The sequence below is a fragment of the Enterococcus sp. DIV0712 genome, from assembly GCF_050554855.1.
Lineage (GTDB): Bacteria > Bacillota > Bacilli > Lactobacillales > Enterococcaceae > Enterococcus > Enterococcus faecalis.
Window position 1 is genome coordinate 504,837 of sequence record NZ_CP187333.1, and the last position, 25,322, is coordinate 530,158.

Annotated in this window: 23 protein-coding genes; 20 read left to right on the plus strand and 3 right to left on the minus strand. The window is 36.6% G+C overall.

The features are described from left to right. Positions 1-149 precede the first annotated feature (149 nt). From IGL42_RS02485 to IGL42_RS02505, 5 genes are all read left to right on the plus strand, one after another. Entirely contained in the window at positions 150-1,736 is a 1,587-nt protein-coding gene (locus IGL42_RS02485; RefSeq protein WP_002361263.1) for an amidase family protein, read from the plus strand. Positions 1,737-2,291: 555 nt separating this feature from the next. Further along, positions 2,292-2,990, plus strand: a complete 699-nt coding sequence (pnuC, locus tag IGL42_RS02490) for a nicotinamide riboside transporter PnuC (protein WP_002355593.1) — start codon at positions 2,292-2,294, stop codon at positions 2,988-2,990. 8 nt (positions 2,991-2,998) lie between these two features. Further along, positions 2,999-3,643 (plus strand): deoxynucleoside kinase, encoded by a 645-nt coding sequence (locus IGL42_RS02495; protein ID WP_002355594.1) that lies wholly within the window; start codon positions 2,999-3,001, stop codon positions 3,641-3,643. A 349-nt stretch (positions 3,644-3,992) separates the two neighbouring features. Further along, entirely contained in the window at positions 3,993-4,424 is a 432-nt protein-coding gene (locus tag IGL42_RS02500; RefSeq protein ID WP_002361265.1) for a hypothetical protein, read from the plus strand. Positions 4,425-4,536: 112 nt separating this feature from the next. After that, positions 4,537-4,923, plus strand: coding sequence for a DUF1149 family protein (locus IGL42_RS02505; RefSeq protein WP_002358717.1), 387 nt, complete (start codon positions 4,537-4,539; stop codon positions 4,921-4,923). Between the two features lie 46 nt (positions 4,924-4,969). On the opposite strand, the gene IGL42_RS02510 is transcribed toward IGL42_RS02505, so the two are convergent. After that, positions 4,970-5,305, minus strand: coding sequence for a hypothetical protein (locus tag IGL42_RS02510; protein WP_002355597.1), 336 nt, complete (start codon positions 5,303-5,305; stop codon positions 4,970-4,972). A 297-nt stretch (positions 5,306-5,602) separates the two neighbouring features. On the opposite strand from IGL42_RS02510, the gene IGL42_RS02515 reads away from it, so the two are divergent. The 15 genes from IGL42_RS02515 (at position 5,603) to IGL42_RS02585 (ending at position 22,206) form a co-directional block, all read left to right on the plus strand. Continuing rightward, positions 5,603-6,994 (plus strand): L-cystine transporter, encoded by a 1,392-nt coding sequence (locus IGL42_RS02515; RefSeq protein ID WP_002355598.1) that lies wholly within the window; start codon positions 5,603-5,605, stop codon positions 6,992-6,994. 274 nt (positions 6,995-7,268) lie between these two features. Further along, a complete protein-coding gene (locus tag IGL42_RS02520) occupies positions 7,269-7,649 on the plus strand; it encodes a VOC family protein (RefSeq protein WP_002363195.1) in 381 nt (126 codons plus the stop codon). A gap of 152 nt (positions 7,650-7,801) precedes the next feature. Then, positions 7,802-8,968: a serine hydrolase domain-containing protein gene (locus tag IGL42_RS02525; protein ID WP_010710792.1), complete on the plus strand. Its 1,167-nt coding sequence runs from the start codon at positions 7,802-7,804 to the stop codon at positions 8,966-8,968. 98 nt (positions 8,969-9,066) lie between these two features. Continuing rightward, a complete protein-coding gene (locus IGL42_RS02530) occupies positions 9,067-9,777 on the plus strand; it encodes a DUF1003 domain-containing protein (protein ID WP_002425487.1) in 711 nt (236 codons plus the stop codon). Positions 9,778-10,242: 465 nt separating this feature from the next. Further along, entirely contained in the window at positions 10,243-11,193 is a 951-nt protein-coding gene (locus IGL42_RS02535) for a rhodanese-related sulfurtransferase (protein WP_002358723.1), read from the plus strand. Between the two features lie 178 nt (positions 11,194-11,371). Then, a complete protein-coding gene (locus tag IGL42_RS02540; protein WP_002355604.1) occupies positions 11,372-11,755 on the plus strand; it encodes an LPXTG cell wall anchor domain-containing protein in 384 nt (127 codons plus the stop codon). Then, the gene (locus tag IGL42_RS02545; RefSeq protein WP_002361269.1) at positions 11,755-12,486 is read left to right on the plus strand and encodes a WxL domain-containing protein; all 732 of its coding nucleotides are present in this window, start codon (positions 11,755-11,757) and stop codon (positions 12,484-12,486) included. Before IGL42_RS02540 ends, IGL42_RS02545 begins: the two co-directional genes overlap by 1 nt. A 16-nt stretch (positions 12,487-12,502) precedes the next feature. Next, a complete protein-coding gene (locus tag IGL42_RS02550) occupies positions 12,503-13,282 on the plus strand; it encodes a WxL domain-containing protein (RefSeq protein WP_002355607.1) in 780 nt (259 codons plus the stop codon). A 19-nt stretch (positions 13,283-13,301) separates the two neighbouring features. Next, positions 13,302-15,401, plus strand: a complete 2,100-nt coding sequence (locus IGL42_RS02555; RefSeq protein ID WP_185776367.1) for a lectin-like domain-containing protein — start codon at positions 13,302-13,304, stop codon at positions 15,399-15,401. Between the two features lie 22 nt (positions 15,402-15,423). Continuing rightward, on the plus strand, positions 15,424-16,164 hold the full coding sequence (locus IGL42_RS02560) for a WxL domain-containing protein (RefSeq protein WP_002355609.1): 741 nt from the start codon (positions 15,424-15,426) through the stop codon (positions 16,162-16,164). Between the two features lie 75 nt (positions 16,165-16,239). Then, on the plus strand, positions 16,240-17,334 hold the full coding sequence (locus tag IGL42_RS02565; protein ID WP_002361272.1) for a DUF916 and DUF3324 domain-containing protein: 1,095 nt from the start codon (positions 16,240-16,242) through the stop codon (positions 17,332-17,334). 201 nt (positions 17,335-17,535) lie between these two features. Then, positions 17,536-17,985 carry a hypothetical protein gene (locus IGL42_RS02570; RefSeq protein WP_002381257.1) on the plus strand — a complete coding sequence of 150 codons (450 nt, stop codon included), beginning with the start codon at positions 17,536-17,538 and terminating at the stop codon, positions 17,983-17,985. Positions 17,986-17,988: 3 nt separating this feature from the next. After that, positions 17,989-19,437: a helix-turn-helix domain-containing protein gene (locus tag IGL42_RS02575; RefSeq protein WP_016634524.1), complete on the plus strand. Its 1,449-nt coding sequence runs from the start codon at positions 17,989-17,991 to the stop codon at positions 19,435-19,437. Between the two features lie 109 nt (positions 19,438-19,546). Further along, positions 19,547-21,451 carry a heavy metal translocating P-type ATPase gene (locus IGL42_RS02580; protein WP_010710789.1) on the plus strand — a complete coding sequence of 635 codons (1,905 nt, stop codon included), beginning with the start codon at positions 19,547-19,549 and terminating at the stop codon, positions 21,449-21,451. Between the two features lie 35 nt (positions 21,452-21,486). After that, positions 21,487-22,206, plus strand: a complete 720-nt coding sequence (locus IGL42_RS02585; RefSeq protein WP_010710788.1) for an MgtC/SapB family protein — start codon at positions 21,487-21,489, stop codon at positions 22,204-22,206. Between the two features lie 47 nt (positions 22,207-22,253). Here the strand turns inward: IGL42_RS02585 and IGL42_RS02590 are convergent, their stop codons facing one another. Together IGL42_RS02590 and IGL42_RS02595 are read right to left on the minus strand one after the other, a co-directional pair. Beyond that, positions 22,254-22,991: an amino acid ABC transporter ATP-binding protein gene (locus IGL42_RS02590; protein ID WP_002355616.1), complete on the minus strand. Its 738-nt coding sequence runs from the start codon at positions 22,989-22,991 to the stop codon at positions 22,254-22,256. A 1-nt stretch (position 22,992) separates the two neighbouring features. Further along, positions 22,993-25,161 carry an amino acid ABC transporter substrate-binding protein/permease gene (locus IGL42_RS02595; protein WP_002355617.1) on the minus strand — a complete coding sequence of 723 codons (2,169 nt, stop codon included), beginning with the start codon at positions 25,159-25,161 and terminating at the stop codon, positions 22,993-22,995. Between the last annotated feature and the right edge of the window lie 161 nt (positions 25,162-25,322).

Below are 25,322 nucleotides of genomic sequence, written 5' to 3' on the forward strand. Positions count from 1 at the left end.
CGGACTATCTTAATCGTTAGAGAGTAGGACATCGGTCGTTTTGACGGATGTCCTACTCTCTATTTTGTCTTTTTAACGAACAAAACTGTTAGTTGTCATGCAAAAATAAACATAGTAAGATAATCTTTAAATGGTATAGGAGGATAAAAATGTCTAAATTTTTAAAAGTAATCGGAATAATTGCTGTTTTGTTAGTCATAATAGGCGCTGCAGCGTATTGGTTTATACTCAAAAAGTTCACTCCTGAGGCAGAAACCCCAGCAATGTACAATCAAGAGAGAATCGTTAAAACGATTGAAGACCAATTAAAAGAAACAGATGTACAAAAAGCTCGGACCAAAGCACCGTTGATTATTGAAAAAAATATCACTGAATTACAGCAAGCGATTGCCGAAGGAACATTGACCTATGAAGAACTTACGGCGTTTTATTTGGACCGTATTTTACAGTTCGATCAAATAGATAATGGCATGAACAGCATCTCTGAAATCAATCCGCAAGCAATTAAGGAAGCCAAGGCATTTGACCAGCAAGCCTCTCAAACACCGAAGAAGCCTTTGTATGGTATTCCTGTGACTTTGAAAGAAAATATAAATACGACCAACATGATTTCGAGTGCAGGAGCTTATGCCTTACGCACGTTCAAGCCTAAGGAAGATGCGGAAGTAGTTAAGAAGTTAACAGAGGCGCAAGCTTTGATTTTAGGAAAAGTAAACTTATCTGAACTAGCGAATTATATGTCAATGAAAGCACCAAGTGGCTATAGTTCCAAACATGGACAAACACTTAATCCTTATGGGCCGCTCAAAATAACACCTTCAGGTTCAAGTTCTGGGAGTGGGGCTAGTGTGACGATGAATATCGGCGCCTTCTCTTTAGGCACTGAGACGATGGGATCGATTGTTTCCCCCGCTTCTCATCAATCAGTGGTTGGTTTTAAACCGACCCACAGTTCAGTAAGTGGCGAAGGTGTTTTGCCATTGGCACCGTCATTAGATACAGTTGGCCCGATTGCCCGAAGTGTCGTTGATGCTGCGCAAGGCTATAATGCGTTTAAGAAAGACACGGTTCCGAGCATTGATTCAACGAAATTTACTAAAAATAACTTACAAGGTCAACGCATTGGGTTGCTAGAAATGCCAAGTGCTGAAGAAGAATTTGCGACTGCTAAAAAGGCCCTCCAAAAAGCTGGAGCAGAAGTGATTCCGGTAACGCCAGACATGGAAGGGATTGATGGCGGGAAAGTTATTTCCAATGAATTTAAGTTTGCATTGGAAGAATTTGCGAAACGTTATGACTTACCATTTAAAACACTGGAGGAACTAATTGCGTATAATCAACAAGATAAAAAGGTTCGTGCCAAGTATGGGCAAGATTTATTAGAAGCAGATGTTAAAAAGAAACAACCAGATAAAGAAATCATTCAAACAACCATTAAAAAAGCACAGCAAACGTTTGATGCGTTGCTAAAAAAACAACAATTAGACGGATATGCTTTTATTGATTCTGAAGGTACGGGTTTAAGTGCCGTGGCAGGATATCCTGAATTGACGGTTCCTTTGGCGAAAAACAGTGAAGGACAACCTTATGGGCTGACTTTTACACAAACTGCCAATAATGAGCAAACGTTATTTGAGCAAGCTTACAGCTTTGAACAAAGTACCAAAGGACGGATAGTACTTTCAGACAACGAGCTGTTGGCAAACAGTAAAAAAATAAATAGAGATGAGCAGTAAAGGGAAACTAGGAATGGCGAAATATCTGTATCAAACCTAATAAAGATAATCGACCTACAAATGAAAGGAATTGTTTGTAGGTCGATTATTTAGGTGAGTCGTTTTTTTTTGCTTTTTTAGGCGAATGTTTTCATGTAATAAGTTAATAAGTGGCCAGATTCGAGAAATAAGGCCGTCAATTTTTAAGCATTTCAATAAAAAGAGTGAACGATGGCTGTGTTTGAAGCATAAATATGTACGATTGCTTCCGCTTTCGCAACATTAATTTGGAGCGCTACCGTCGTAAAGGGTTCTGCCGCAGGAATCATTAGATGGAAACAAATCCATGAATACATAGAAGATTAAAGCAAGATGAAGAAAATATTGTGGCAATAAAGGATACCAGAAAGCTTACGAAATAACTATATGTAGTGTGTTTTTATTTTTTTGATCAATATATAGTATTAAAATCTTCTTTTTATTCCGAAATCTGATTGACTTGTTTTTTAAAACGGAGTACTCTTATTGAGACGTCAACAGAGAAAAGTTTGGTTTTAGGAAGGTCGGAAATTTGTTGTGAATAAGAATTTTTTGGTGAATGATTTTAAAGGTTGGGAAACGAGAAGTTACTTGTTTTTAGCTTTGATGGTGGGGGTACAGTTGATTGCATTTGCTATCAATCCATCGAATTGGATTACGTTAGTAGGTGGTTTAGCCGGCATCATTTGTGTGAATTTAATTGCCCAAGGAAAAGTCAGCAATTACATTTTTGGATTAATCAGTGCAGTGATTATTGGCTATTTTGGGTTAGTGACACGGGTATATGCGGAAGTTCTTTTACAAAGCTTCTATATTATTATGGACATTACAGGGCTCTATGCTTGGCTTCGTGCTAGCGAGGATGGCTCGGGTCAAGTAACCGAAGTAAAAGTTTTAAAAGGTATTCAGTGGTTGTATGCTTTTTTCACGTGGCTGCTCATTGGCGTGGCTGCATATATTTTGTTAGGTTTTGTAAATGATGCGCAACAAACATTAGATGCAATCACGTTCAGTGTTTCAGCGACAGGGATGTTATTGATGATTAAACGTTATCAATCGCAATTCGTGTTTTGGCTACTAGGAAATATTTTTTCAATTTTGTTATGGTTCCGAGCAGGGACGCACGCTGGTGGTGATTATGCGATATTTGTTATGTATTGTATGTATACTTTTAACTCAATTTTTGGTATGTTTAATTGGTTGAAGATAAAAAATAAAATGGAAAAAAATAGGTAGGGAGTTCGATGGCAGTGATTGTTTTAGCAGGTACGATTGGCGCTGGTAAATCTAGTTTAACAGCTTTAATTGCAAACCGTTTAGGTTCAGAAGCCTTTTACGAATCAGTTGATGATAATGAGGTATTACCTTTATTTTATGCGGAACCGGAAAAGTACGCGTTTTTATTACAAATTTATTTTTTAAATAAACGTTTTGATAGTATTAAACAAGCATTAACGCATGAAAATAATGTATTGGATCGCTCGATTTATGAAGATTCATTACTTTTTCATTTAAATGCAGATTTAGGTCGTGCCAACGAAACAGAGGTCAAAGTGTACGATGACTTATTACAAAATATGCTCCAAGAATTGCCTTATGCTGCGCATAAAAAAAGACCTGATTTGTTAGTTCACATTCGTATTTCATTTCCCAAAATGTTGGAACGCATCAAAAAACGTGGCCGTCCTTATGAACAAATTGAGACAGATCCAACGTTGTATGATTACTATCAAATGTTGAACGAGCGTTATGATCAATGGTATGAAGACTATGATGAAAGTCCTAAAATTCAAATTGATGGCGATAAATATGATTTTGTCGAAGATCCTGAAGCGTGTCAATATGTCTTGGCGTTAATTGAGAAGAAAATTGAAGAATTAGAAAGATAAATAAAAAGAAGCAAGTCCGGACTTGCTTCTTTTTGACTTAAAATGTGGATAGATAGGCTAAAGTTGCTACTAAATAAAGGAGTGTAGTGCTAAATTATAGAATCGGATTTTAACCTTCCCCTAAGTTAAAATCGGATAATCTATCCATCGACAGTTTAAGTTTGTATAAAATAGCGGTAGCTATTATCAACGAAGTCATTCATCGGTTGACCTGACTTCTCTAGAAGTATACCATCGAAAATAACCAACAGTTGTTCAAAATTTGGACTTAGTAAGTGTAAATTTTGATTGAAAGTTTCTGCAAATCAATCATTTATTCAAAAAATAATGCTCGAAAGAAGGAAGATAAATGAGCCAAATTTGGTTTGAACGCATTCTACGTTGGCGCAAAAAAGCGCAACGATTTTTACAAGGACGTTATGCCCGGTTCGATGAATTGAATCGAACGCTGTTGCTAACAAGTGTCGTGCTGGCGCTCATCAATATTTTTACTGGCTATCTTTGGGTTCGGTTATTGATTTTAATCACAGTCGCCTACGTGTATTATCGCTTTTTTTCAAAACATATTCACCCGCGATTGAATGAAAATCAACGGTTTATTCTTCGAAAACAACGCCTAATGCAAAAGGTTCATGCTTTTCGCAAGCGACACCTGACTCAGAAAGAGTATCGTTATTTTAAATGTCCAAAATGTCAGCAGTCATTACGTGCGCCGAAAGGACGAGGAACAATCAAAGTCACTTGTTCAAACTGCCAAAATCAATTTATCAAAAAAGTCTGACCTTCTGTGTTTTTTGGTCTAGGCAACTTTCGGACTTGTGGTATACTTGAGAAAAGAAACCATTGGATATTCTAAAAGGGGAATATCTTGTTAAAAAAGGAGAGAAAAAACAATGGAAATTAAACGCCAACAAGAAATTGTTGAAGCGTATCACTATGATATGCGAGTACCTGATTCAGAAGTAGAGACAGATTTACGTGTCAGTTTTTCACCAATTGAAGTAGAAGAAGAAAATTATCCAGAAAATAGCTCAGCACTTGTTGCTCGCTTAGAATTTCGAATTGTCTTTGACGAATTTGTTTTATCAGGGGCGATTAGCCAAATTAATCACATTATTGATCGTAAAATTGAAAAACAAGAAGATATTTCGCAAGAAGAAGTCGATGAACTTGTGCGTCCTTTATTTAGCATCGTCGAACGTTTATCTTATGAAGTAACTGAAATTGCTCTGGATCGTCCAGGTGTTCAATTGAATTTTCAACAATCAGAAGAAGCGTAACCTTTAAAAACAGCGTTTATAACGGATTCCGTTACAAACGCTGTTTTTATTCTTGTGAAGATTTAGCAACCAAAGCTTTTTTAAACTGTTCATAATTTTTTGTAGCGATATCCACATAAGCAATCGGCTGACCAACTTTGGTGATTTTTTCGGGAAGATAGGGAGCGAGCATTTCATTGTACAAAATGAACGCAGCTTCTGGTACTTCCTCTGAAAGAACATCATAACTGATAAAGTCAATTTCATAGGTTGGTTGAAAAAAGGCTTTGATGTTTTGCTGCTCTTTGTTTGAAAAGAGCCAAGGACCTCCATTTGCAGGGCTCCCAACATACAACATTGCTCCATCACGGTTGACAGAAAGGATCCAACAAATTTTTTGCATACGCTTACACCTCCTAGAACTAAGTATACCACGTCAGCTTAAAAGAAAGAGGACAAAAAACAAATTATTTTTACAGTGACTAGTAAAACAACGCTTGGTGATAGTTTTAAACTATCACAACGGTTATTTTCTATCAAAAAGTAAGCAAATTATCCCACTATTTGCTATAAAATAAGGTACAATAGAACTATCACTGGAAACAGTTTGCTGTTTTCAGGGTATTTACTGGAGAGTGAGTACCGGGAACCTTTACTTCCTTTGATGTACTTGTCATTAAAAACATAGGGAGGAACTAAAATGACAACATTCATCACTGTATTAGTGATCCTTGCATTTATTGCTGTGTTATTCGGTTTCTACCAAATGCAAAAGAAACATTTAAAATTCTCAACACGTGTCTTTTCAGCATTGGGCGTGGGGATTGTTTTAGGTGCAATTATTCAATTTGCTTTTGGTACAGACAGTAAAATTACTACGCAATCAATGGAATGGATCGGGATTGTAGGTAATGGTTATGTAGCGTTTCTACAAATGCTCGTAATTCCGTTAGTATTTGTATCTATCGTAGGTGCATTTACAAAAATGAAAGAATCCAATAAATTAGGAAAAATTAGCTTTAATGTGTTAGCCACCTTACTAGGAACAACAGCAGTAGCTGCCTTGGTGGGGATTGGAACAACCTTAGCGTTTGGTCTTCAAGGGGCAAAATTCACGCAAGGTGCTGCAGAAACGTCAAGAATTGCCGAGTTAGCGACGCGTCAAGATGCGATTCAAGATTTGACGATTCCCCAACAAATCGTTTCATTCATTCCTAAAAATGTCTTTGCTGACTTTGCGGGAACACGACCAATGAGTACCATTGGGGTGGTAATCTTTGCTGCGTTTGTTGGTGTCGCTTATTTAGGCGTTCGTCGTAAAGCACCAAAAGAAGCTGAATTTTTTGCAAATTTAATTGATAGTTTATATAAAATTACCATGCGAATTGTTACCTTAGTTTTACGCTTGACCCCTTATGGCGTGTTAGCGTTAATGATTAATGTTGTAGCAACAAGTGATTTTGTTGCGATTATTAACTTAGGTAAATTTGTGTTGGCATCGTATGTGGCCTTAATTATTGTTTTTGCCATTCACATGTTGATTTTAATTACTTTAAAAGTCAATCCAGTTACGTATCTAAAAAAAGTTTTTCCAGTCTTGAGCTTTGCTTTTACTTCTCGTTCAAGTGCAGGAGCTTTACCATTAAATATTGAAACACAAACCAAAGCATTAGGTGTCGATGATGCCACAGCAAACTTTGCTGGTAGTTTCGGTTTATCTATTGGACAAAATGGTTGTGCCGGCGTTTATCCAGCTATGTTAGCAACCATCGTTGCACCAACTGTTGGAATTGATGTCTTTAGTTTACAATTTATTTTAATGTTAGTAGCAGTTGTCACAATCAGTTCATTTGGCGTAGCCGGTGTCGGCGGCGGAGCAACCTTTGCTTCTCTAATCGTTTTAGGCGCAATGAACTTACCAGTTGCAATTGTTGGTTTAGTAATTTCAGTTGAACCACTTATTGACATGGCGCGGACAGCTGTTAACGTTAACGATAGTATGGTTGCAGGCGTGTTAACAAGTGCTCGTATTCATGAATTAGATCGTGATGTCTTAAATGATCGCGACGTTGTCTTAGATGCAAATATCTAAATCAATAAAACGAAAAGAGGTCGGGACAGAAGTGTTTAACTCCGAGAAATAAGAAGAAATTTCCGGAAATTGTTCTTTAATTTTTGGAGAATTTCGGCTTATTTCCGAAGGAGTTGCTTCTGTTCCCGCCGTTTATTAGTTTTTGAGCGTGGGACAAAAATCCAAAGTGATTTTTGTTCCACGCTCTTTTTTTGAATTTTAAGCGAAAGTGCAGTAATTATTTAAAAGAACGTATATAATAAGTTGTTAACTAAATTCAAAAGGACGTGAAGGAATGTTTTCAAACCAAGTAAAGATTATGTTATATGTGAATAATGTTGAGGAATCTAGTCAATTTTGGCAAACGTTTGGCTTTGTTGAAAAGGAAAGAGAGGAAGTTGACGGTACATTGGTGGTAGAAATTGCACCAAGTGAATCGGCAGAGACGATTATTGTTTTATATGATTTGGCCTTTATTCAAAAACATTCACCAGAAGTGGCGGGGAATACCCCTTCTCTAATGTTTGCTAGCGATGATATCATTGGTCTCTATAAAAAAATGCAAGAGGCTGGCGTTACTGTTGGTGAAATGGTTCAATTGCCAACAGGCTTAGTTTTTAATTTTGCAGATAACGATGATAATTACTTTGCTGTGATGGGGCAAGAAAGTAAATAAAAAACAGCTTGGCACCAGAATCAATCTAGATTCCGGTGCCAAGCTGTTTTTTATAAAAGTTGAAAGTTTTATAAATTTTACTAAAATCTGTAATTTTCATGAAAATATAGCGTATGATAATGCTGTTAATAGAATAGGCGGAGGTAAGCAGTATGCGTAAACGACATGCAAAGAAAAGACATGGAGGAGTGAATTGGCTTTTTATAGTGTGTTTGTTGGTGGTGATTGGTGGTAGTGGTTATTTAATAAAAACGTTCTTTTTCACTAGAGATTCACAAGTTAGTCAAGAATCGAAAGTGGTCTTGGAAGAAGATCGCCGAAGTGATAATTATGCGAATTTAACGAAAGAAATAGTTGCACCAGATAGTGGTGAACTTGATCAAAAAATTCAAGAAACAAATTATATTGGTTCGGCTTTGATCATTAAAGATGATCAGGTTTTAGTAAATAAAGGATATGGCTTTGCCAATTTTGAAAAGCAACAAGCCAACAAGCCAAACACAAGGTTTCAGATTGGCTCAATTCAAAAATCTTTTACCACAACCTTGATCTTAAAAGCGATTGAAGAAGGTAAACTTACATTAGATACAAAACTCGCTACGTTTTATCCGCAAATTCAAGGTGCTGAGGATATTACGATTAGCGATATGTTGAATATGACAAGCGGTTTAAAGTTATCAGCAATGCCTAATAATATCGTTACCGATGAAGAAATTATTCAATTTGTTAAACAAAATACCATTCAAGTCAATAAAGGCAAATACAATTATTCCCCAGTAAATTTTGTCCTTTTAGCAGGAATGTTAGAGAAAATGTATCAACGTACCTATCAAGAATTATTTAATAATCTTTATCACAAAACGGCTGGTTTAAAGAATTTTGGCTTCTATGAAACCTTATTGGAACAACCCAATAATTCAACAAGTTATAAATGGACAGAAGACAATTCGTATAATCAAGTGCTCTCAATTCCCGCAGCTAGTTTTGCCCATGAATTTGGGACTGGGAATGTGGATATGACGACAGGTGATTTGTATTGGTACTTACATCAATTAATGAGTGGACACTTAGTTTCCACCGCACTTTTGCAAAAATTATGGACGTCTTCTCAGCAAAGTTCTTATCATGGCGGCATCTATGTTCATGATAACTATTTACGCTTACACGGCGTTGAAGCGGGTCAACAAGCCCTGGTTTTATTTTCAAAAGATATGAAAACCGGGGTCATATTGCTAACTAATTGTGTGAATCCAGCGAAATACAAAGAATTAATTGGTTCGTTGTTCCATGATGTAACCAATTTAACTGTTAAATTTTAAAGCAGAAGCAACAACGATCACTCCAAAGCCTTTTTAGGTTTCTTCTGAGAGACTTTATATTAAAATAAAGGGAAGAACGATCAAAGGGAGTGACGAAGATGAAGCAATCAAAAAATAAACAAGTTGTTATTGGTGAATCAACGGAAAAAAACATTTATCTTCAAGATATAGAACAGGAAACGCAAGCTTTTATTCTCCAAAACAATCCACAATTGACAGCTGAATCGATGATTACATTGGCGGAGTTACTTAATTATCGTTTGGATTACATGAAACAATTGGTCGCAAATGATTCTGAAAAAATCCAACAACTGAATGAATTGGTGGTTCAACATATCAAAGAAGATAAGCTGATTTCCAATAATATGAATGAAAAGATGGAAAAGAAATTAACCTTTGGCCAACGAGCAGCGGATACCATTGCTAAATTTGGCGGTAGCTGGGTGTTTATTGGCTTCTTTTGCTTCGTGTTGATTGCTTGGATCGTGATTAACTCTACCACTTTATTGGGACAACCATTTGACAAATATCCTTATATTTTGCTAAATCTCGCCTTATCTTGTTTAGCAGCTATCCAAGCACCGATTATTATGATGAGTCAAAACAGACAAGAAGCCCGTGATAGAGAACAAGCGAATAATGATTATAAAATTAACTTAAAAGCAGAAGTAGAAATTAATTTATTACATGAGAAAATGGATTATATTATCAATAATCAACTAGAAAATTTGGTGAAAATCCAAAATATTCAAATTGAACTTTTAGGTGAATTGCAAGAACAACTCGCCGCGACTTCTGAAAAGGAGTAGTATATAGAAGAGGTCGGGACAGAACCGTTTAGCTCCGAGAACCAAGTAGGTACTGATTAACATCTATTTGCTTTGCAAATAGTGTTTCTCAGCAATAAGAAGAAATTTCCGAAAATTGTCATAAAACACAACGAGGAACGAGTTGATGTTGCATGATACCTACCCGGTGTTCTTTAATTTTTGGAGACCAAGTAGGTACGATGATTTCATCTGTTCATGCTTCACAGTGAAACATCGCAACTCTTAGAGCTGTAGCTCTTTTGAAGGCTGTACTGTGACGAGACGCATGTCGAGAAAACACCTTAGAAGTTGTTGAGATCGGAGCAACGCGTAGTGTTGGTTCTGTTCCCGCCGTTTATCAGGCTTTTTTTATTGTGTGTAAATACACAAGCAAAATAATCGCTTTCCCTTTTTTATTCACCGTATAATGGGATAGAATGACTTTATACAAAAGGGGAAAACAAGATGAAATACCAAGTATTACTTTATTACAAATATACAACAATTGAAGATCCAGAAGCTTTTGCGAAAGAGCATCTAGCTTTTTGCAAATCATTAAATTTAAAAGGCCGTATTTTAGTAGCGACAGAAGGGATTAACGGAACGTTATCTGGTACTGTCGAAGAAACAGAAAAGTACATGGAAGCAATGCAAGCAGATGAGCGCTTTAAGGATACATTCTTTAAAATTGATCCAGCAGAAGAAATGGCGTTCCGCAAAATGTTTGTTCGCCCACGTTCTGAATTAGTGGCGTTGAACTTAGAAGAAGACGTTGATCCATTAGAAACGACGGGGAAATATTTGGAACCTGCAGAATTTAAAGAAGCCTTATTAGACGAAGACACTGTTGTAATCGATGCTCGTAACGATTATGAATATGATTTAGGTCATTTCCGTGGTGCCGTGCGCCCAGATATCCGTAGCTTCCGTGAGTTACCACAATGGATTCGCGAGAACAAAGAACAATTTATGGATAAAAAAATTGTTACCTATTGTACTGGCGGGATTCGCTGTGAAAAATTTTCTGGCTGGTTATTAAAAGAAGGATTTGAAGATGTTGCTCAATTGCATGGTGGTATTGCCAACTATGGAAAAAACCCAGAAACACGTGGCGAACTTTGGGATGGCAAAATGTATGTCTTTGATGACCGAATCAGTGTCGAAATTAATCACGTTGATAAAAAAGTTATTGGGAAAGACTGGTTTGATGGAACACCTTGCGAACGCTACATTAACTGTGCAAACCCAGAATGTAATCGTCAAATCTTAACTTCAGAAGAAAATGAACATAAACATTTAGGTGGCTGCTCATTAGAATGTAGCCAGCATCCTGCCAACCGTTATGTAAAAAAATATAATTTAACAGAAGCAGAAGTTGCTGAACGTTTAGCTTTGTTAGAAGCGGTTGAAGTATAAAAATAATAAAAAAATAAACAAAAAAACTTCGAAAATTATTTTTTGAAGTTTTTTTGTTTATTTTTTTGTCTTTAAAAGTGTTGATTTTAAAGCTTTCTTAGCTAAAACCATTTTATTTTTTAAAAGCGTCTGAAAAAAATAAAAAAATCTAATAAATATTTCTTTTATATAATGTTTATTGGCTGGGCCAGTCAATGTTGAAAATGGGGAAGGAGGAATTCAGATGAAAATCATAAAAAGGTTTAGTTTGGTATGTTTAGGGCTATTGATCATTGGGTTGCAAACAAAAAGCGTTATGGCTGAAGAAAATAATTATGAATCAAATGGTCAAGCGAGCTTCTATGGTACCTACGTTTATGAGAATGAAAAAGAGTCAAATGACGTAGCGTATACCCAACAATCAGAAGAACAGGGAAGAAACAATTTAGCTGCTTCTGGACAAGCAGTTTTACCTAAAACAGGCGAGTCTGAAAATCCGCTGTATTCCTTGATAGGAGTTAGTTTGTTGGGGGTAGTCATTTATTTAATTAATAAAATGAAACGAGAGAAGGAGCTTATTTAATGAAAAAAACTGTTTTACTTACATCGGCAACCATACTTTTAGGCGTAGGATTTCAAGCAATAAACGCATCAGCAGCAGAAACTTTTCCAAAAGAATACAATACGGAAGGCACAATTACTTTTGAAGCAGGCGATAACGAAATCACACCGCCTGTTGATCCAGAAAATCCCGATCCTACTGATCCAGTAGACCCAATTGATCCTCCGGGGCCAGGAACGGGTGGTGCCTTATCAATTGATTATGGGTCAAAATTTAAATTTGGCACACAAAAGATTTCAACGGCAGATCAAACGTATTATGCTGCGCCAGATGAAATGAAAGATGGTTCAAAAAAACCAACCTATGTACAAGTAACTGATAAAAGAGGAACGTTAGCAGGATGGAAACTAACGCTTTCCCAACCTGAACAATTTAAAACAGCTACTGGAGAGGAACTAGTCGGCGCTCAATTAACGTTTACAAAGGCAGAAGCTGCCTCAATGGTGGATGAAAAATATAAACCTACTGAAGTTAGTAGTACTATTTCCTTAACACCTGGTGTAAATAATAATCTAGCGATGAACGCTAAAAAAGAAACAGGTGTTGGGACTTGGGTTTATCGCTTTGGTTCAAATGAAGCAACAAATAAAGAAGCTGTCCAACTATTCGTTCCCGGAAAATCTGTAAAGCTTGCACAACAATATTCAACGAAGTTAGTTTGGGCATTAGAAGATACTCCCGCTAATAATTAAATAAAGGAGAAAAGCAATGAAAAAACAATTCACAGGAATCGTTCTATGCAGTACATTTGCAGTTGCTGGTTGGTCCTTACAAGCGAAGGCAGAAGAGCCAAAAGAGTATCGTTCGAATGGTTTAGTAGAATTTATTCCGAACGTAGATCCGACAGAGCCAGTTGATCCAGAAAATCCCGATCCAGAAAAGCCAGTCAAACCAATTGATCCGACAGACCCAGAAGGTCCCAATCCTGGTACCCAAGGACCGCTGTCTATTGATTATGCTTCAAGTTTTGACTTTGGGAAAAATCGTATTTCGAATAAAGACCAAGTATATTTTGCAAGAGCACAGCAATATCAAGAAAATCAAAAAGAAACACCAAATTTTGTGCAAATTTCTGATAATAGAGGAACCAATAGCGGTTGGTCTTTAACGGTTACTCAAAAGGAGCAATTTAAAGCAACAAAGGCGACTTTAAATAGTCAGTTGACAGGTGCGCAAATTTCTTTAGCTAACCCGACTGTTAATAGTAATGCGCAAAATGTTGTGAAACCAGAGGCAACAAATAAGATTGCCCTTGTTCCAGGGACCGCATCGCTAGTGGCAGCTGCGAAGCAAGGAACCGGTGCAGGAACTTGGGCTACTTATTGGGGCAAAGTAGAAGTGGTTGCAGAACGCGATGAAACCAATACGGTACACAATGTTAATGTTACAAAAGATGTTGCGCTATCAGTACCAGGGTCAACCCCTAAAGATGCCGTGAAATATCAAACAAAATTATTGTGGACGTTGACGGATGTACCAGGAATTTAAAAAGTAGAGGTGAAGAGAGATGCGAAACAAACAAAGCCTAGTCTTTTTGGCAAGTAGTTTATTCTTACTACTCCTTGCGCCTATTACTAGCGAAGCGATTAGTAATCCTTCGACAAATATCAACGAAGTCAATCGGGAAATAGTGGAGGAATCGGCCAATGATCAGGCAACTAGCGCTCCTTCTCACTCGGAAACATTAGAGCAAGAACCTTCCCTAGAAACGACAACAACAACCGATAATCATCCAGCAGAAACAGACCAATCAACGGCTACTTTAGAACCTAGCGAACAACAAGAGGATGACGATAACAGTGCAACGGAATCGGCGATAGTTGAACCACAGCCGCGCATGTTGGCTGCGCCATACGCTACTTCATTGCCGGATGATCCTAATATCATTCCAATCGACAAGGTATTTCAAGAACCAATTGGAAATGCAACAAGTATTTTAGAAGGTGGGAAGTTATTACAACTAAACCCAGCTGTTAAATCACAAAAAGGAGCTATTTGGTCAAAAAAACCAATCAGTTTATTGTCGGATTTTACCTTTAAAAGTTATTTGTATTTAGGAAACGAGTATGCAAATGCTGGTGATGGTATGACCTTTACCTTAACGAATGATCCTAGAATGTCCACAACGCCTCAAGAAGTCATTGGTTCACCTGGGATGGGAATCGGTGCATACTCCACGAAAGCTGGTCAACCTTATGTTAGAAATGCCTTATCGATTGAGTTTGATACCTATAAAAATACTGGTAGTTCCAACCGAATGGACCGAGAAATTTCACAAGATAAGGGAAATGGGCATTTAGCTTTTGTCACTCCGAAAGCTAATAACAACAGCTATACAGGGGAGCATTCAGGCGTCACCGTTGCGCCAACCTATCTATCTAATGGAACCTGGCGCATGTTGACTGTTCATTGGAATGCCGCAGCCAAAGCATTAACATATGATTTAGAAGGTGTGGGCACGAATACGTATGTAGTTTCAGATTTAAATGCACAATTTGGCGCAACAACGGTTTATTGGGGCTTTACATCATCCACAGGTGGCAAATACCAAGAGAATGCTTTAGCAATGACACAAATTCCTACCAACGTTACGTCACAAGCAGCCCTTAGCGTGAATGGTCAGGAGTTTAGCTCAGCTGTTGAAGCAGTGAAAAATGATCAGGTGAGACTACGGAATACGTTGAATATTGACAATGACTTTATCGAAGATCGTCAACCGCAAGTAAGCATTGACTTACCTGATGAATTAGCATATGAAGAAAATTCATTAACGATTGATGGTAAAAAGGTAGCAGCCAAAGATCTGACACAAACAGGGAATCACTTAACAATTGCTTTAAATGACTACCTAGTTTTAAAGAAGGACATGATTATTGAATTAAAAACAACCCTTCAAGATAATACGCCCGAAAAAGTTTTAACTATGAACTTTGACTATTATGAAGAAGGAACCTTACTGCAAAAGTCAAATAATGTAACGATTACTATTCCTAAACCAACAGAAAAAACAGTAACCGTTTTTTATAAAGACGCGGAAGGTAAAGATATTGCTCCACCTAAAAGTGTAACAGGGAAAATTGGTGCACCCTATCAAGAAAAACCCCTAGATATTTCTGGCTATGTTTTTACAAAAGACTCAGGAAATGCGGAAGGAACAATGACAGAGGAAACAAAAGATATTTATTTTTACTATCGTTTAGGGGAACTATATTTTAAAGAGGCACCAAAACAGATTACTTTTGGTACGGAAAAGATACGTAATCAACCACTAATTAAACTTGGGCATCCCACCGAAGGACTCAAAGTTGTGGATGAACGTAACGCAAATAATTGGCGCTTGCAACTAAAGCAAACGCAACCGTTAACAAATGATTCAATTGTAATGCCAGATGTTTTTTCTTTCGTTTCAACTGCTGGAAGCTCTCAGATTACAAATGAGGCAATTACGCTTTTAGAAAGTAATCAGAAAGGTGAAACAGATTTAACAGCATTACTTGATGAATCAAAACAACAAGGAATTCAAATCAATGTTCCTGTAGCTTATCAAAGAGTTGGAACATTTAAAGCTCGTTTATCTTGGGCGTTAGAAGACGTACCAGGAAATTAAAGAAAAGAATGGAGAAAAGAAAATGAAAAAAGTAACAACAGTATGTTTATCCACATTTATTTTAGGGAGCTTAGGCATGACTTCTCAAGCCTTTGCAGAAGATGGCGGTAGTTATACATCTAATGGTATCGTAGAATTTACACCAAGTGAAGAGCCAACTAATCCGGTTGACCCAACGGATCCAACTAATCCAGTTGATCCTATTGACCCAACAGATCCTGAAGGTCCTAATCCAGGAACAAACGGTCCGTTGTCAATTGATTATGCGTCAAGTCTAGACTTCGGTGTTCAAAAAATCACGTCGAAGGATCAGACTTATTTTGCTGCTACCCAAAAATACAAGACAGTAGGCGCAACCGATGAAGTCAAAGAAGGGCCTAACTATGTCCAAGTAACAGATAACCGTGGAACCGAAGCTGGCTGGTCATTAAAAGTGAAACAAGAAGGACAATTTAAATCAACTTCTGGTAAAGAATTGACTGGGGCAGCTATCACGTTTAAAAACGGAAATGTAGTGACTGCTTCAGATTCAGGCAAACCAACAGGCCCAGCCACAATCACGCTAAATTCAGATGGTAGTCAATCAGATGTAATGAGTGCAGCGAAAGGAAACGGTGCAGGAACTTATTTATTTGATTGGGGAACAGATGCAACTACAGCTGCTAAAAGTATTGAGTTAACTGTTCCAGGTTCTACAACCAAATACGCTGAAAAATACGCCACAAAATTAACATGGACGTTGACAGACGCTCCAGGAAATTAAACGAGTTTTAAAAAGAAGAATAGCGGGGAACATGGTTACCTGCTATTCACTACATATAGAAAAGGAGTAAATAATTTGAACAGAAAAAAACAACGATTTCTTTTTTTTCCGATACTACTAATTCTTTTAGCGTTAGTACCTAGCAATGGTTTTGCCAGTGAATTTAATTTTGCGGTTACGCCTATTCCATCAGAAAAACAAGTAGATAAAGAAAAAACTTACTTTGATTTATTACTAGCACCAAATGAAGAAACTGAGTTGAAAGTGAACTTGCGCAATGATACAGATAAAGAAGTAAAGGTAGGTATTTCCATCAATAGTGCCATTACCAATTCAAATGTAATCGTGGAGTATGGTGAAAATAAGGGGAAAAAAGATCAAAGTTTAGCGTTTGATATAAAAGACTACGTTCAATACCCTAGCTCAGTTCGTTTAAAACCGAAAAGTGAACAAACGGTTTCTATTAACGTCAAAATGCCTAATACACCCTTTGATGGAGTGTTAGCTAGTGGTATCACTTTTAAAGAAGAAACGTCGGATGAAGGCAAACGCCAAGACGATAAGAGTCAGGGGTTATCCATTAAAAATGAATATTCGTATGTCGTTGCATTATTGATGCAACAAAACAAAAAAAAGGTTGAGCCGAATTTACTTTTGAAAAAAGTCTCACCAGGACAGATTAATGCTAGAAATGTGATTTTAGTCAATCTACAAAATGATCAAAAAACATATATTAACCAAGTTGCCTTTTCGGCAGAGATTACCAAAAAGGGACATGAAGAAGTTTTATATAAAGAGGAAAAAGCAAACATGCAAATTGCACCAAATACCAATTTTTCTGTTCCCATTGCGCTAAAAGGGCAACCACTTAAGCCAGGAGATTATCATTTGTCTATGACCGTTGTTGGGAATAAAGATGCTGCAGGCTCATTTAAAAAATCAATAAACAATGAATCGATATCTTTTAGAAATCAATGGCAATTTGAAAAAGACTTTACAATTAATGGTGAAGTTGCCAAAGAATTAAATGAAAAAGATGTCACCTTAAAAGAAAATCATTCGAATTTATATTTGATGATTGGCTTACTACTATTATTGATAGTGATTTTAATCATTGCCTGGTTGATTTGGCGAAAAAAGAAACAGGAAAAAAACGAAAGAGAAATATAAAGAGTAGTTAATTTTTGATTTGATCATCGGCAACGTTTTTGTTTGTTTTTACTTATCAAACATGCAGTTTATTCAACAAACCTAACTCAAAAAAAGAAATAATAAGAAGGAGTATTGTTAAATATCGTCTGATACCACTTTACTAGTTATATTTTTTGTTTTGTTATGTAGCTAAAGTATTTGGCAATATATGTGAGAAAAATGGATAAATACAAACATTTACTATTATGGAGTACATTGTTACTCTCGTTTTTTCAAGTAACCAATGTGCAAGCAGCAGAAGAACGGAATCCAATTTATAATCCGACCAATCCAACAGAAGAAATTTATCCGATTGAGAATACTGGCACACCAGAAAAAATGGAAGAAACAAATGAAAGTACTATTACTAGCGAAACGCAAGCGGAAGAAAGTAGCGAAGACGTTAGTAAAAAAGAAGTGACAACCAATAATCCAAAAACAAATGAAGAAAGGCCTTCTTCCAAGAAAAGTCAGCATCAAGTATTTTTCACGGATGAATTATTTGATGCTAGCCATATCACCATTGTACCAAATAGCACAGGCGGTGCTGGAACGGAGGGGCAAAACACTTTTTACTTGAATTTCATACGGGAATTAGTAGGAACGGCTATTTATGGGAGAAAGAACTGATAAATGATGAATTATGAAATTTTTTTAAATAAAGAAGATCAACGAAGTTATTCCTTGCTAAGGCATTTAGAAGAAAGTCCCACGCTATCAGGTACTTTTATTGCACTTCGCGAAGAATTATCAATGTCGAATTTTTTAGTCAAAAAAACATTAGAAAAATTAAAAGCAGATATTGACAATCTAAAGTTAAGCGACAGCTTAACTTTAGTCGTTTCTGATGTAGATGTTACACTTGAAATTGATGGAAACTATTCAAGTAAACTTTTGCTCACGAAATACTTAACAGAATCGCTCTCTTTTAAATTAGTGTTGTCTTACTTTAGAGGAAATTATAGTTTGACAAAGTTTGCTGAATGTAATCATGTCAGCACCTCTGTGGCGTATAGTACCTTACAGCGGCTAAAAAAAGCCTTAAAGGAGTATCAGATCTATTTTAGTAAGCGGGAAATTGTCGGCAATCAAAAAGCAATTTCATTTTTTTTGTATAAATTGTTCACGCTTTCCAATCAACCAATTTCCGAACTATATTCGGTAAAAGTTTATAATGAAGCGAAACGTGTATTACAGTCTGTTGAGTTAAACTATACTTTCACCACCTATGAGCGACGCAATTTTTTCCATTATTTAGCTATTATGATTAACAACGAAGGACGTGCGGTGGAAGGGATCGATACGCGTGCACTGAATACATTTTCAGAGGAACTAATAAAAAAATCGCAATTGGCATGGGCATTGGCCTCAAAATCATTAACGTATACGATTGTTTTTTTCTTGTATTTGCATGGCAAACTAGAGAAAAAATATGTCATTCACGAAGATCCTACGATTGAAAGCCTAACTCGTGTTTTCATTGGAAGTTTTGAAAAAGCATTTAATTGTTTAGAGGAGTCAACAAGGAATACTCTAGAAGAAGGGTTAGCAATTATTCATTTCAATGTTATTTACTTTCCGATTAATATGTTTGACGATTTTGAAATGGATTTACAGTTTTTTAAGCAAACATATCCGGAATTTTATTTTTATTTAATTGAATATATTCGTTGGTTAACAGCAAAACATAAAAAAATTGCGAAAGCCAATCACTGTTTGTTTTTTAACTATCTATTGTTGCTAATTAATCATGTTCCGGTTCATTTAATTGCAGAGCCAGCCAAGGTCCTAATTGATTTTTCTTATGGAAAAGAGTATAACCAATTCATCAAAAAAAATTTATCCGTCTATGTGAATTTAAATGTAGAAATTATTGACCCGTTATCAGATACCTTACCAGATGTGGTGATTACCAATTTAAATAACTTGTATCAAGAAGAAAAGAGTAAAGTTATGGTTTGGCTGGATCCACCTCGTTCGATTGATTGGGTCAATTTAACGCAATCATTATTGACTATTCAAGAAGAAAAATATCAACAACAAAAAGAATCGACAAAGACAAGCGGTGATCCTATCGAATAGAATCATCGCTTGTCTTTGTGTTTAAGTCTTTACAAAACCACCCAAGTGTTTTATAATATGAATATACATTCATATGAATAGGAAAACATTAATAAGGAGGCGCATAACAATGTCAAAACAAACAGGTGCACACACACATGAAGAAAAAGGTAAAAACGTTCCAGTTATTCTCTTTTTTACAGGATTGGCTCTTTTCTTTATCGGTTTATTTTTAGGGAACATGCTCTTAGTGAAAAATATTCTTTTCTCGTTAGCTGCTATTTTAGCTGGTTATCATATTATTGGGGAAGGCTTTGGAGATACGTATCGGGATACGAAAAACAATCGAAAGTTTTCGCCTAATATTCATTTGTTAATGACCTTAGCTGCAGTTGGTTCAGCATTAATGGGAAGTTTTGAAGAATCAGCATTGTTGATTTTGATTTTTGCGGCGGCGCATTTCCTTGAAGATTATGCTCAAGGCAAAAGCCAACGTGAAATTACAAAACTATTAAATTTAAATCCAACAGAAGCTCGCCTGATAACAGATGACGGCTCAATTCAAACTGTGTCAGTTGAACAATTGAAGATTGGTGACCGCGTGCAAGTCCTCAATGGTGCGCAAATCCCGACAGATGGCGTCGTGATTGAAGGAAGTACCGCTGTGGATGAATCATCTATTAATGGGGAAAGTATTCCCAAAGAAAAAAATAGTGGGGACCCAGTTTTTGGTAGTACTATGAACGGTTCAGGCACAATTGTTGTTGAAGTAACGAAAGATAGTTCAGAAACAGTTTTTGCAAAAATCGTACAGCTCGTGAACCAATCACAAGAAAATCAATCAGAAATTGCAAGCAAAATTAAACGATTTGAACCAAAATATGTCACACTAGTTTTAGCAGTTTTTCCACTAATTGTTTTAGGTGGCGCATTACTTTTCCAATTGACTTGGGCTGAAAGTTTTTACAGAGGCTTGGTCTTCTTAATTGCTGCCTCACCTTGTGCTTTAGCAGCGAGTGCCGTTCCGGCAACTTTATCAGGAATTTCCAATTTAGCGAAACAAGGCGTGTTGTTTAAAGGTGGCTCATTCTTATCAAATTTAGCTGAAGTGAAAGCACTCGCTTTTGATAAAACAGGCACACTAACAAAAGGCAAACCTGAAGTCACAGATTATCTTTTTGTTGATGGCTTAGAAGATCGCCAAGACGAATTAGTAGCTGTTTTAACAAATATGGAGAAAAAATCCAATCATCCATTGGCGACGGCGATTGTTAATCGCTTTGAAGCAGAAACAACGGCTTTAAATTTAGAAGTAGAAAATATTGTCGGGGTGGGTTTAGTAACGACCATTGCAGACACAACTTTTAGAATTGGTAAACCATCTAGTTTCCAACAAGTGCCAACAATCATTGAGAAACAAACAACGAAATTAGCGAGTGAAGGCAAAACGGTAGTGTACTTTGCCGAAAATGAACAAGTGATTGGTTTGGTGGCATTGATGGATGTTCCTAATGAAGAAGCAATGAACGCCATTCACTATTTCAAGTCACAGAATATTGAAACAACAATGATTACAGGAGATGCAAAACTTACGGGTGAAGCAGTTGGCCGCTTAGTAGGCGTGGATCAAGTTTATGCTAATGTTTTGCCTGAGGAAAAATCAGCGATTGTTGATCAATTAAAACGCGAAGTAGGAATGACAGGGATGGTTGGTGATGGCATTAATGATGCACCGGCTTTAGTGAATGCTGATATCGGAGTGGCAATGGGGGATGGTACAGACATTGCTATCGATGTTGCAGACGTGGTAGTGATGAAAAATGATCTTTCTAAATTAGGCTATGCTCATCGTGTCTCAAAACGCTTGAATAAAATTGTGCAGCAAAATATTATTTTTTCAATGTTAGTGGTAGCAACGTTGATTATCTTGAACTTTTTAGGTATTGCGAATATCGCATTTAGCGTACTTATTCATGAAGGAAGTACCTTAGTGGTCATTTTTAATGGCTTGCGTTTATTAGTTAATACAAAATAAGTCAAATAGTCACTTGCAAGAAAGGAGAGAAAGCGATGAATTCTTTAAAAATGATTGAACTTTCTCTCACCGACGTTGTCATTCGGATGGCTCTAGCCGTGGTTTTTGGAGCTTTGATTGGGTTAGAAAGAAGTATTAAAAGAAAAGGCTTCGGTATCAGTAGTAATGCCATTTTATGTTTGGCCTCTTGTACGATTTCCATTTTACAGATTCAATCGGTGGATATTTTAGTCGATGTGGTGAAACAAAATACCGCCTTGGCGTCCATTATTTCTATGGATATTACACGATATGGCGCCCAAGTGATTAGTGGTGTAGGCTTTCTCGGTGCGGGGATTATCGTTTTTAGAGAAAGGAAAGTCTCTGGGTTAACGACAGCAGTAATGATGTGGAATGTTACTATTATTGGTTTAGTCATTGGGATGGGCTTTTTAACCATTGCATTTATCAATCTCGTGGCAACTTTGCTAGTATTAGCTCTGGCCCATTTTAAACGAAAGACTCCTTTAAAACGATTGCAGCTTATCGTAAAAATGAAGGAACCTATGATTAAAGAAAGCCGACTGCATGAACAACTTCAAACTTCTTTAGAAAAAGGGGAGCGCTTAGTAGAATTGACTTTGGAATCCGAACAAGAGGCAGTGACAGCAAAGATTTCTTATGTAGGCAAAGAAGATTTCTGGCATTCCAACTTGCACCATCTCTTGAAAGAAAAAGGGCACGTTCAATCTGTCTCTGTCACGGAAACAATTTAACCATAAAATAAAGCACTTGGGCGCTAGCGCGCGCCAAGTGCTTTTGTTTAAATATTTAATACTTTATCTAAGAAATCTTTTGTTCGAGGGTTTTGAGGATTTTCAAAGACTTGCTCTGGCGAACCATCTTCTAGGAAGTTACCGCCATCAATGAACATTACTCGATTAGCCACTTCTTTTGCAAAGCCCATTTCGTGAGTAACGATGACCATTGTCATTCCTTGTTTTGCTAAATCTTTCATTACACCAAGAACATCGCCAACCATTTCTGGATCAAGAGCTGATGTTGGCTCATCGAAAAGCATAATATCAGGATTCATCGCTAACGCACGTGCAATTGCGACACGTTGTTTTTGACCACCAGATAAAGAATCTGGATAGGCATCTTTTTTATCTGCCAACCCAACACGTTCTAAAAGTTCTAACGCTTTTTTCTCCGCTTCGTCTTTTGATAAGCGACCTAAATCGGTTGGTGCTAAAACAATATTTTCTAAAATAGATAAATGTGGAAACAAATTGAAATGTTGGAAAACCATGCCGATATGTTGACGGACTTGGTTGATGTCCGTATTTTTATCTGTCAAGTTCGCACCATCAATAATAATGTCTCCGCTAGAAGCTTCTTCTAATTGATTCAAGCAACGTAAAAAAGTACTTTTACCAGAACCAGAAGGACCGATGACGCAGACTACGTCGCCTTCGTTAATAGAAACATTAATGTCGTTTAAGACCGTGTTGTCACCATATTTTTTTACTAAATGTTCAACTAAGATTTTTTCAGTCATATTAGTTCACCTTCTTTTCAAGGTTTTTCGCTAATTTAGTTAAACTAGTAATTAAAATTAAGTAGATTAACGCAATAACGAAGTAAACCATTGTACTTTGTAATGTCCGAGCAACAATAATTTTTCCTGTTTGTAGTAGTTCGATTAAGCCAATTGCTGAAAGGATAGTTGTATCTTTCAATGAAATAACAAATTGGTTAATGAATGAAGGAATCATAATGCGAATCGCTTGTGGTAAAATAATTTTTTGCATTGTCCGATTATAAGAAAGACCTAAACTTCTTGAAGCTTCCATTTGGCCAACTGGAACAGCTTTGATTCCGCCGCGCACAATTTCAGAAATATAGGCACTGGCATTTAAAGTTAATGTGATAATCCCAGCAATGAAGACCGGGATATTAAAGCCAAGCACACCAGGTAATCCGAAATAGATGAAGAACGCTAAGACCATTAAAGGAATTCCGCGAATTAAATCAACATAAATGGTTGAAAGTACACGTAATGCTTTGATTGGTGAAACGCTGAATAGCCCAAAAATAACGCCGACAATTAAAGCAAGTACGAAGGAAATCAACGTTAATAGAATCGTCATCCATAAACCGTGTAACAATTGTTTCCAGTTGTTTTGCATGAAGCCAACAAACGTAGATTCGTCAGCTGTTTCTTCTTTGGCTTCGTTGCCATCTTTCACGTAAGTGCCGATAATTTTATCGTATTCACCTGTACGTTTCATTTCTTTTAAGCCTTCGTTAAACATTTCAAGTAGTTCAGGATTTTGCCCTTTTTTGACAGCAAAACCGTAAGAACCACCTTTTTCACGAGGAATTGGTGTCGCTAGTGGTTGATTTTGCGCAACCCCATAGCCAATGACAGGATAATCATCCATCATGGCATCAACTTCGCCAATTTCTAATGCACTGTATAATGCATCAGTTGTGTCTAAATACTTAATTGAGTAATCATATTTCTTTTTATTTTTTTCTAAGAAATCAGCACTTTCAGTACCAATTTTTACGCCGACTTTTTTGCCTTTTAAATCATCATACGATTTAATTTTGTCATTGCCTTTTTTGACCGCAATTTGAATGCCGCTATCAAAGTAAGGAACAGAGAAGTCGAAGGCTTTTTTACGATCATCCGTAATCGTCATGCCTGCAACCATCCCATCTGCTTGACCAGATTCAACAGCTTGGACAGCAGAACTAAAACCAATAAATTTAAATTCAACAGTAAAACCTTGCAATTCAGCTGCACGTTTGACTAAATCTACATCAATTCCGACATAATCGCCTTGGGCATTTTGAAACTCAAACGGAGCAAATGTAGAATCACTAGCAATCACATATTTCTCTTTTTTAGGAGTGATTTTTTTCATCTGTTCGCCAGCGTCTTGTGTGTTTGTTTCATCGCCTGTCGCTAAGTAGTTGTTTAAAATTTTATCATAAGTACCATTGTCTTTAAGATTTTTCAAACCAGCGTTGAACTTTTTGATTAATTCAGGGTTTTGACCTTTTTTCACTGCGAAACCATAAGAACTGCCTGTTTCTTTATCGCCAACTAATTGTAATTTTTGGCCATTTTTCACTGCGTAGCCCAATACAGGATAATCATCAACGATTGCATCCGCTTCGCCGTTTTCTAAGGCTTTATAAAGACCCGTTGCATCGTCAAAATTTTTGATGGTGTAGTCATATTTCTCTTTATTTTTTTCAAGGAAATTGGCACTTTCAGTTCCAACTTTAGCCGCGACCGTTTTGCCTTTTAAATCATCATATGATTTAATTTTGTCGTTTCCTTTTTTAACCGCTAATTGTAAACCGCTATCGAAGTATGGATCTGAAAAATCAAAGGATTTTTTTCGCTCATCCGTAATACTCATTCCAGCAATCATGCCATCAATTTGTTTAGATTGAATCGCTTGGACTGCACTATCGAAGCCTAATGGTTTTAAATCCACTTCAAAACCTTGATCTTTGGCAATCGCATCTAATAAATCAACGTCAATACCAATGTATTTTCCTTTTGAGTCTTGGAATTCAAAAGGGGCGAATGTTAAATCCGTTCCAATTGTATATTTCTTTCCTTCTGCATGTGCTGAAGTGCCACTAATGAATGTTAGCAGAGTTACCATCATCACAAAGAAAGAAAGTAAAAAGTGTTTCCTTTTCATAAAATACCTCCTAGTTTTGCATATTGAACAATTATATAGTAAGAAATAGGAAGCTGACAAGTATTTGAACGCTAAAAAGAGAAAAAAACTCTAATTTCCTTACATTGAATGTTATAAAATGTGACATAGAAATTAAGAACAAAAGATTAAGATCAGTTGAA

Coding starts and splice junctions, on each gene's coding strand:
- IGL42_RS02580 (WP_010710789.1), top strand. CDS start 19,547: ATGTCAAAACAAACAGGTGCACACACACATGAAGAAAAAGGTAAAAAC.
- IGL42_RS02530 (WP_002425487.1), top strand. CDS start 9,067: ATGAAGCAATCAAAAAATAAACAAGTTGTTATTGGTGAATCAACGGAA.
- IGL42_RS02575 (WP_016634524.1), top strand. CDS start 17,989: ATGATGAATTATGAAATTTTTTTAAATAAAGAAGATCAACGAAGTTAT.
- IGL42_RS02585 (WP_010710788.1), top strand. CDS start 21,487: ATGAATTCTTTAAAAATGATTGAACTTTCTCTCACCGACGTTGTCATT.
- IGL42_RS02520 (WP_002363195.1), top strand. CDS start 7,269: ATGTTTTCAAACCAAGTAAAGATTATGTTATATGTGAATAATGTTGAG.
- IGL42_RS02595 (WP_002355617.1), bottom strand. CDS start 25,161: ATGAAAAGGAAACACTTTTTACTTTCTTTCTTTGTGATGATGGTAACT.
- IGL42_RS02510 (WP_002355597.1), bottom strand. CDS start 5,305: ATGCAAAAAATTTGTTGGATCCTTTCTGTCAACCGTGATGGAGCAATG.
- IGL42_RS02570 (WP_002381257.1), top strand. CDS start 17,536: ATGGATAAATACAAACATTTACTATTATGGAGTACATTGTTACTCTCG.
- IGL42_RS02560 (WP_002355609.1), top strand. CDS start 15,424: ATGAAAAAAGTAACAACAGTATGTTTATCCACATTTATTTTAGGGAGC.
- IGL42_RS02545 (WP_002361269.1), top strand. CDS start 11,755: ATGAAAAAAACTGTTTTACTTACATCGGCAACCATACTTTTAGGCGTA.
- IGL42_RS02525 (WP_010710792.1), top strand. CDS start 7,802: ATGCGTAAACGACATGCAAAGAAAAGACATGGAGGAGTGAATTGGCTT.
- IGL42_RS02485 (WP_002361263.1), top strand. CDS start 150: ATGTCTAAATTTTTAAAAGTAATCGGAATAATTGCTGTTTTGTTAGTC.
- IGL42_RS02500 (WP_002361265.1), top strand. CDS start 3,993: ATGAGCCAAATTTGGTTTGAACGCATTCTACGTTGGCGCAAAAAAGCG.
- IGL42_RS02505 (WP_002358717.1), top strand. CDS start 4,537: ATGGAAATTAAACGCCAACAAGAAATTGTTGAAGCGTATCACTATGAT.
- IGL42_RS02535 (WP_002358723.1), top strand. CDS start 10,243: ATGAAATACCAAGTATTACTTTATTACAAATATACAACAATTGAAGAT.
- IGL42_RS02555 (WP_185776367.1), top strand. CDS start 13,302: ATGCGAAACAAACAAAGCCTAGTCTTTTTGGCAAGTAGTTTATTCTTA.
- IGL42_RS02495 (WP_002355594.1), top strand. CDS start 2,999: ATGGCAGTGATTGTTTTAGCAGGTACGATTGGCGCTGGTAAATCTAGT.
- IGL42_RS02515 (WP_002355598.1), top strand. CDS start 5,603: ATGACAACATTCATCACTGTATTAGTGATCCTTGCATTTATTGCTGTG.
- IGL42_RS02590 (WP_002355616.1), bottom strand. CDS start 22,991: ATGACTGAAAAAATCTTAGTTGAACATTTAGTAAAAAAATATGGTGAC.
- IGL42_RS02550 (WP_002355607.1), top strand. CDS start 12,503: ATGAAAAAACAATTCACAGGAATCGTTCTATGCAGTACATTTGCAGTT.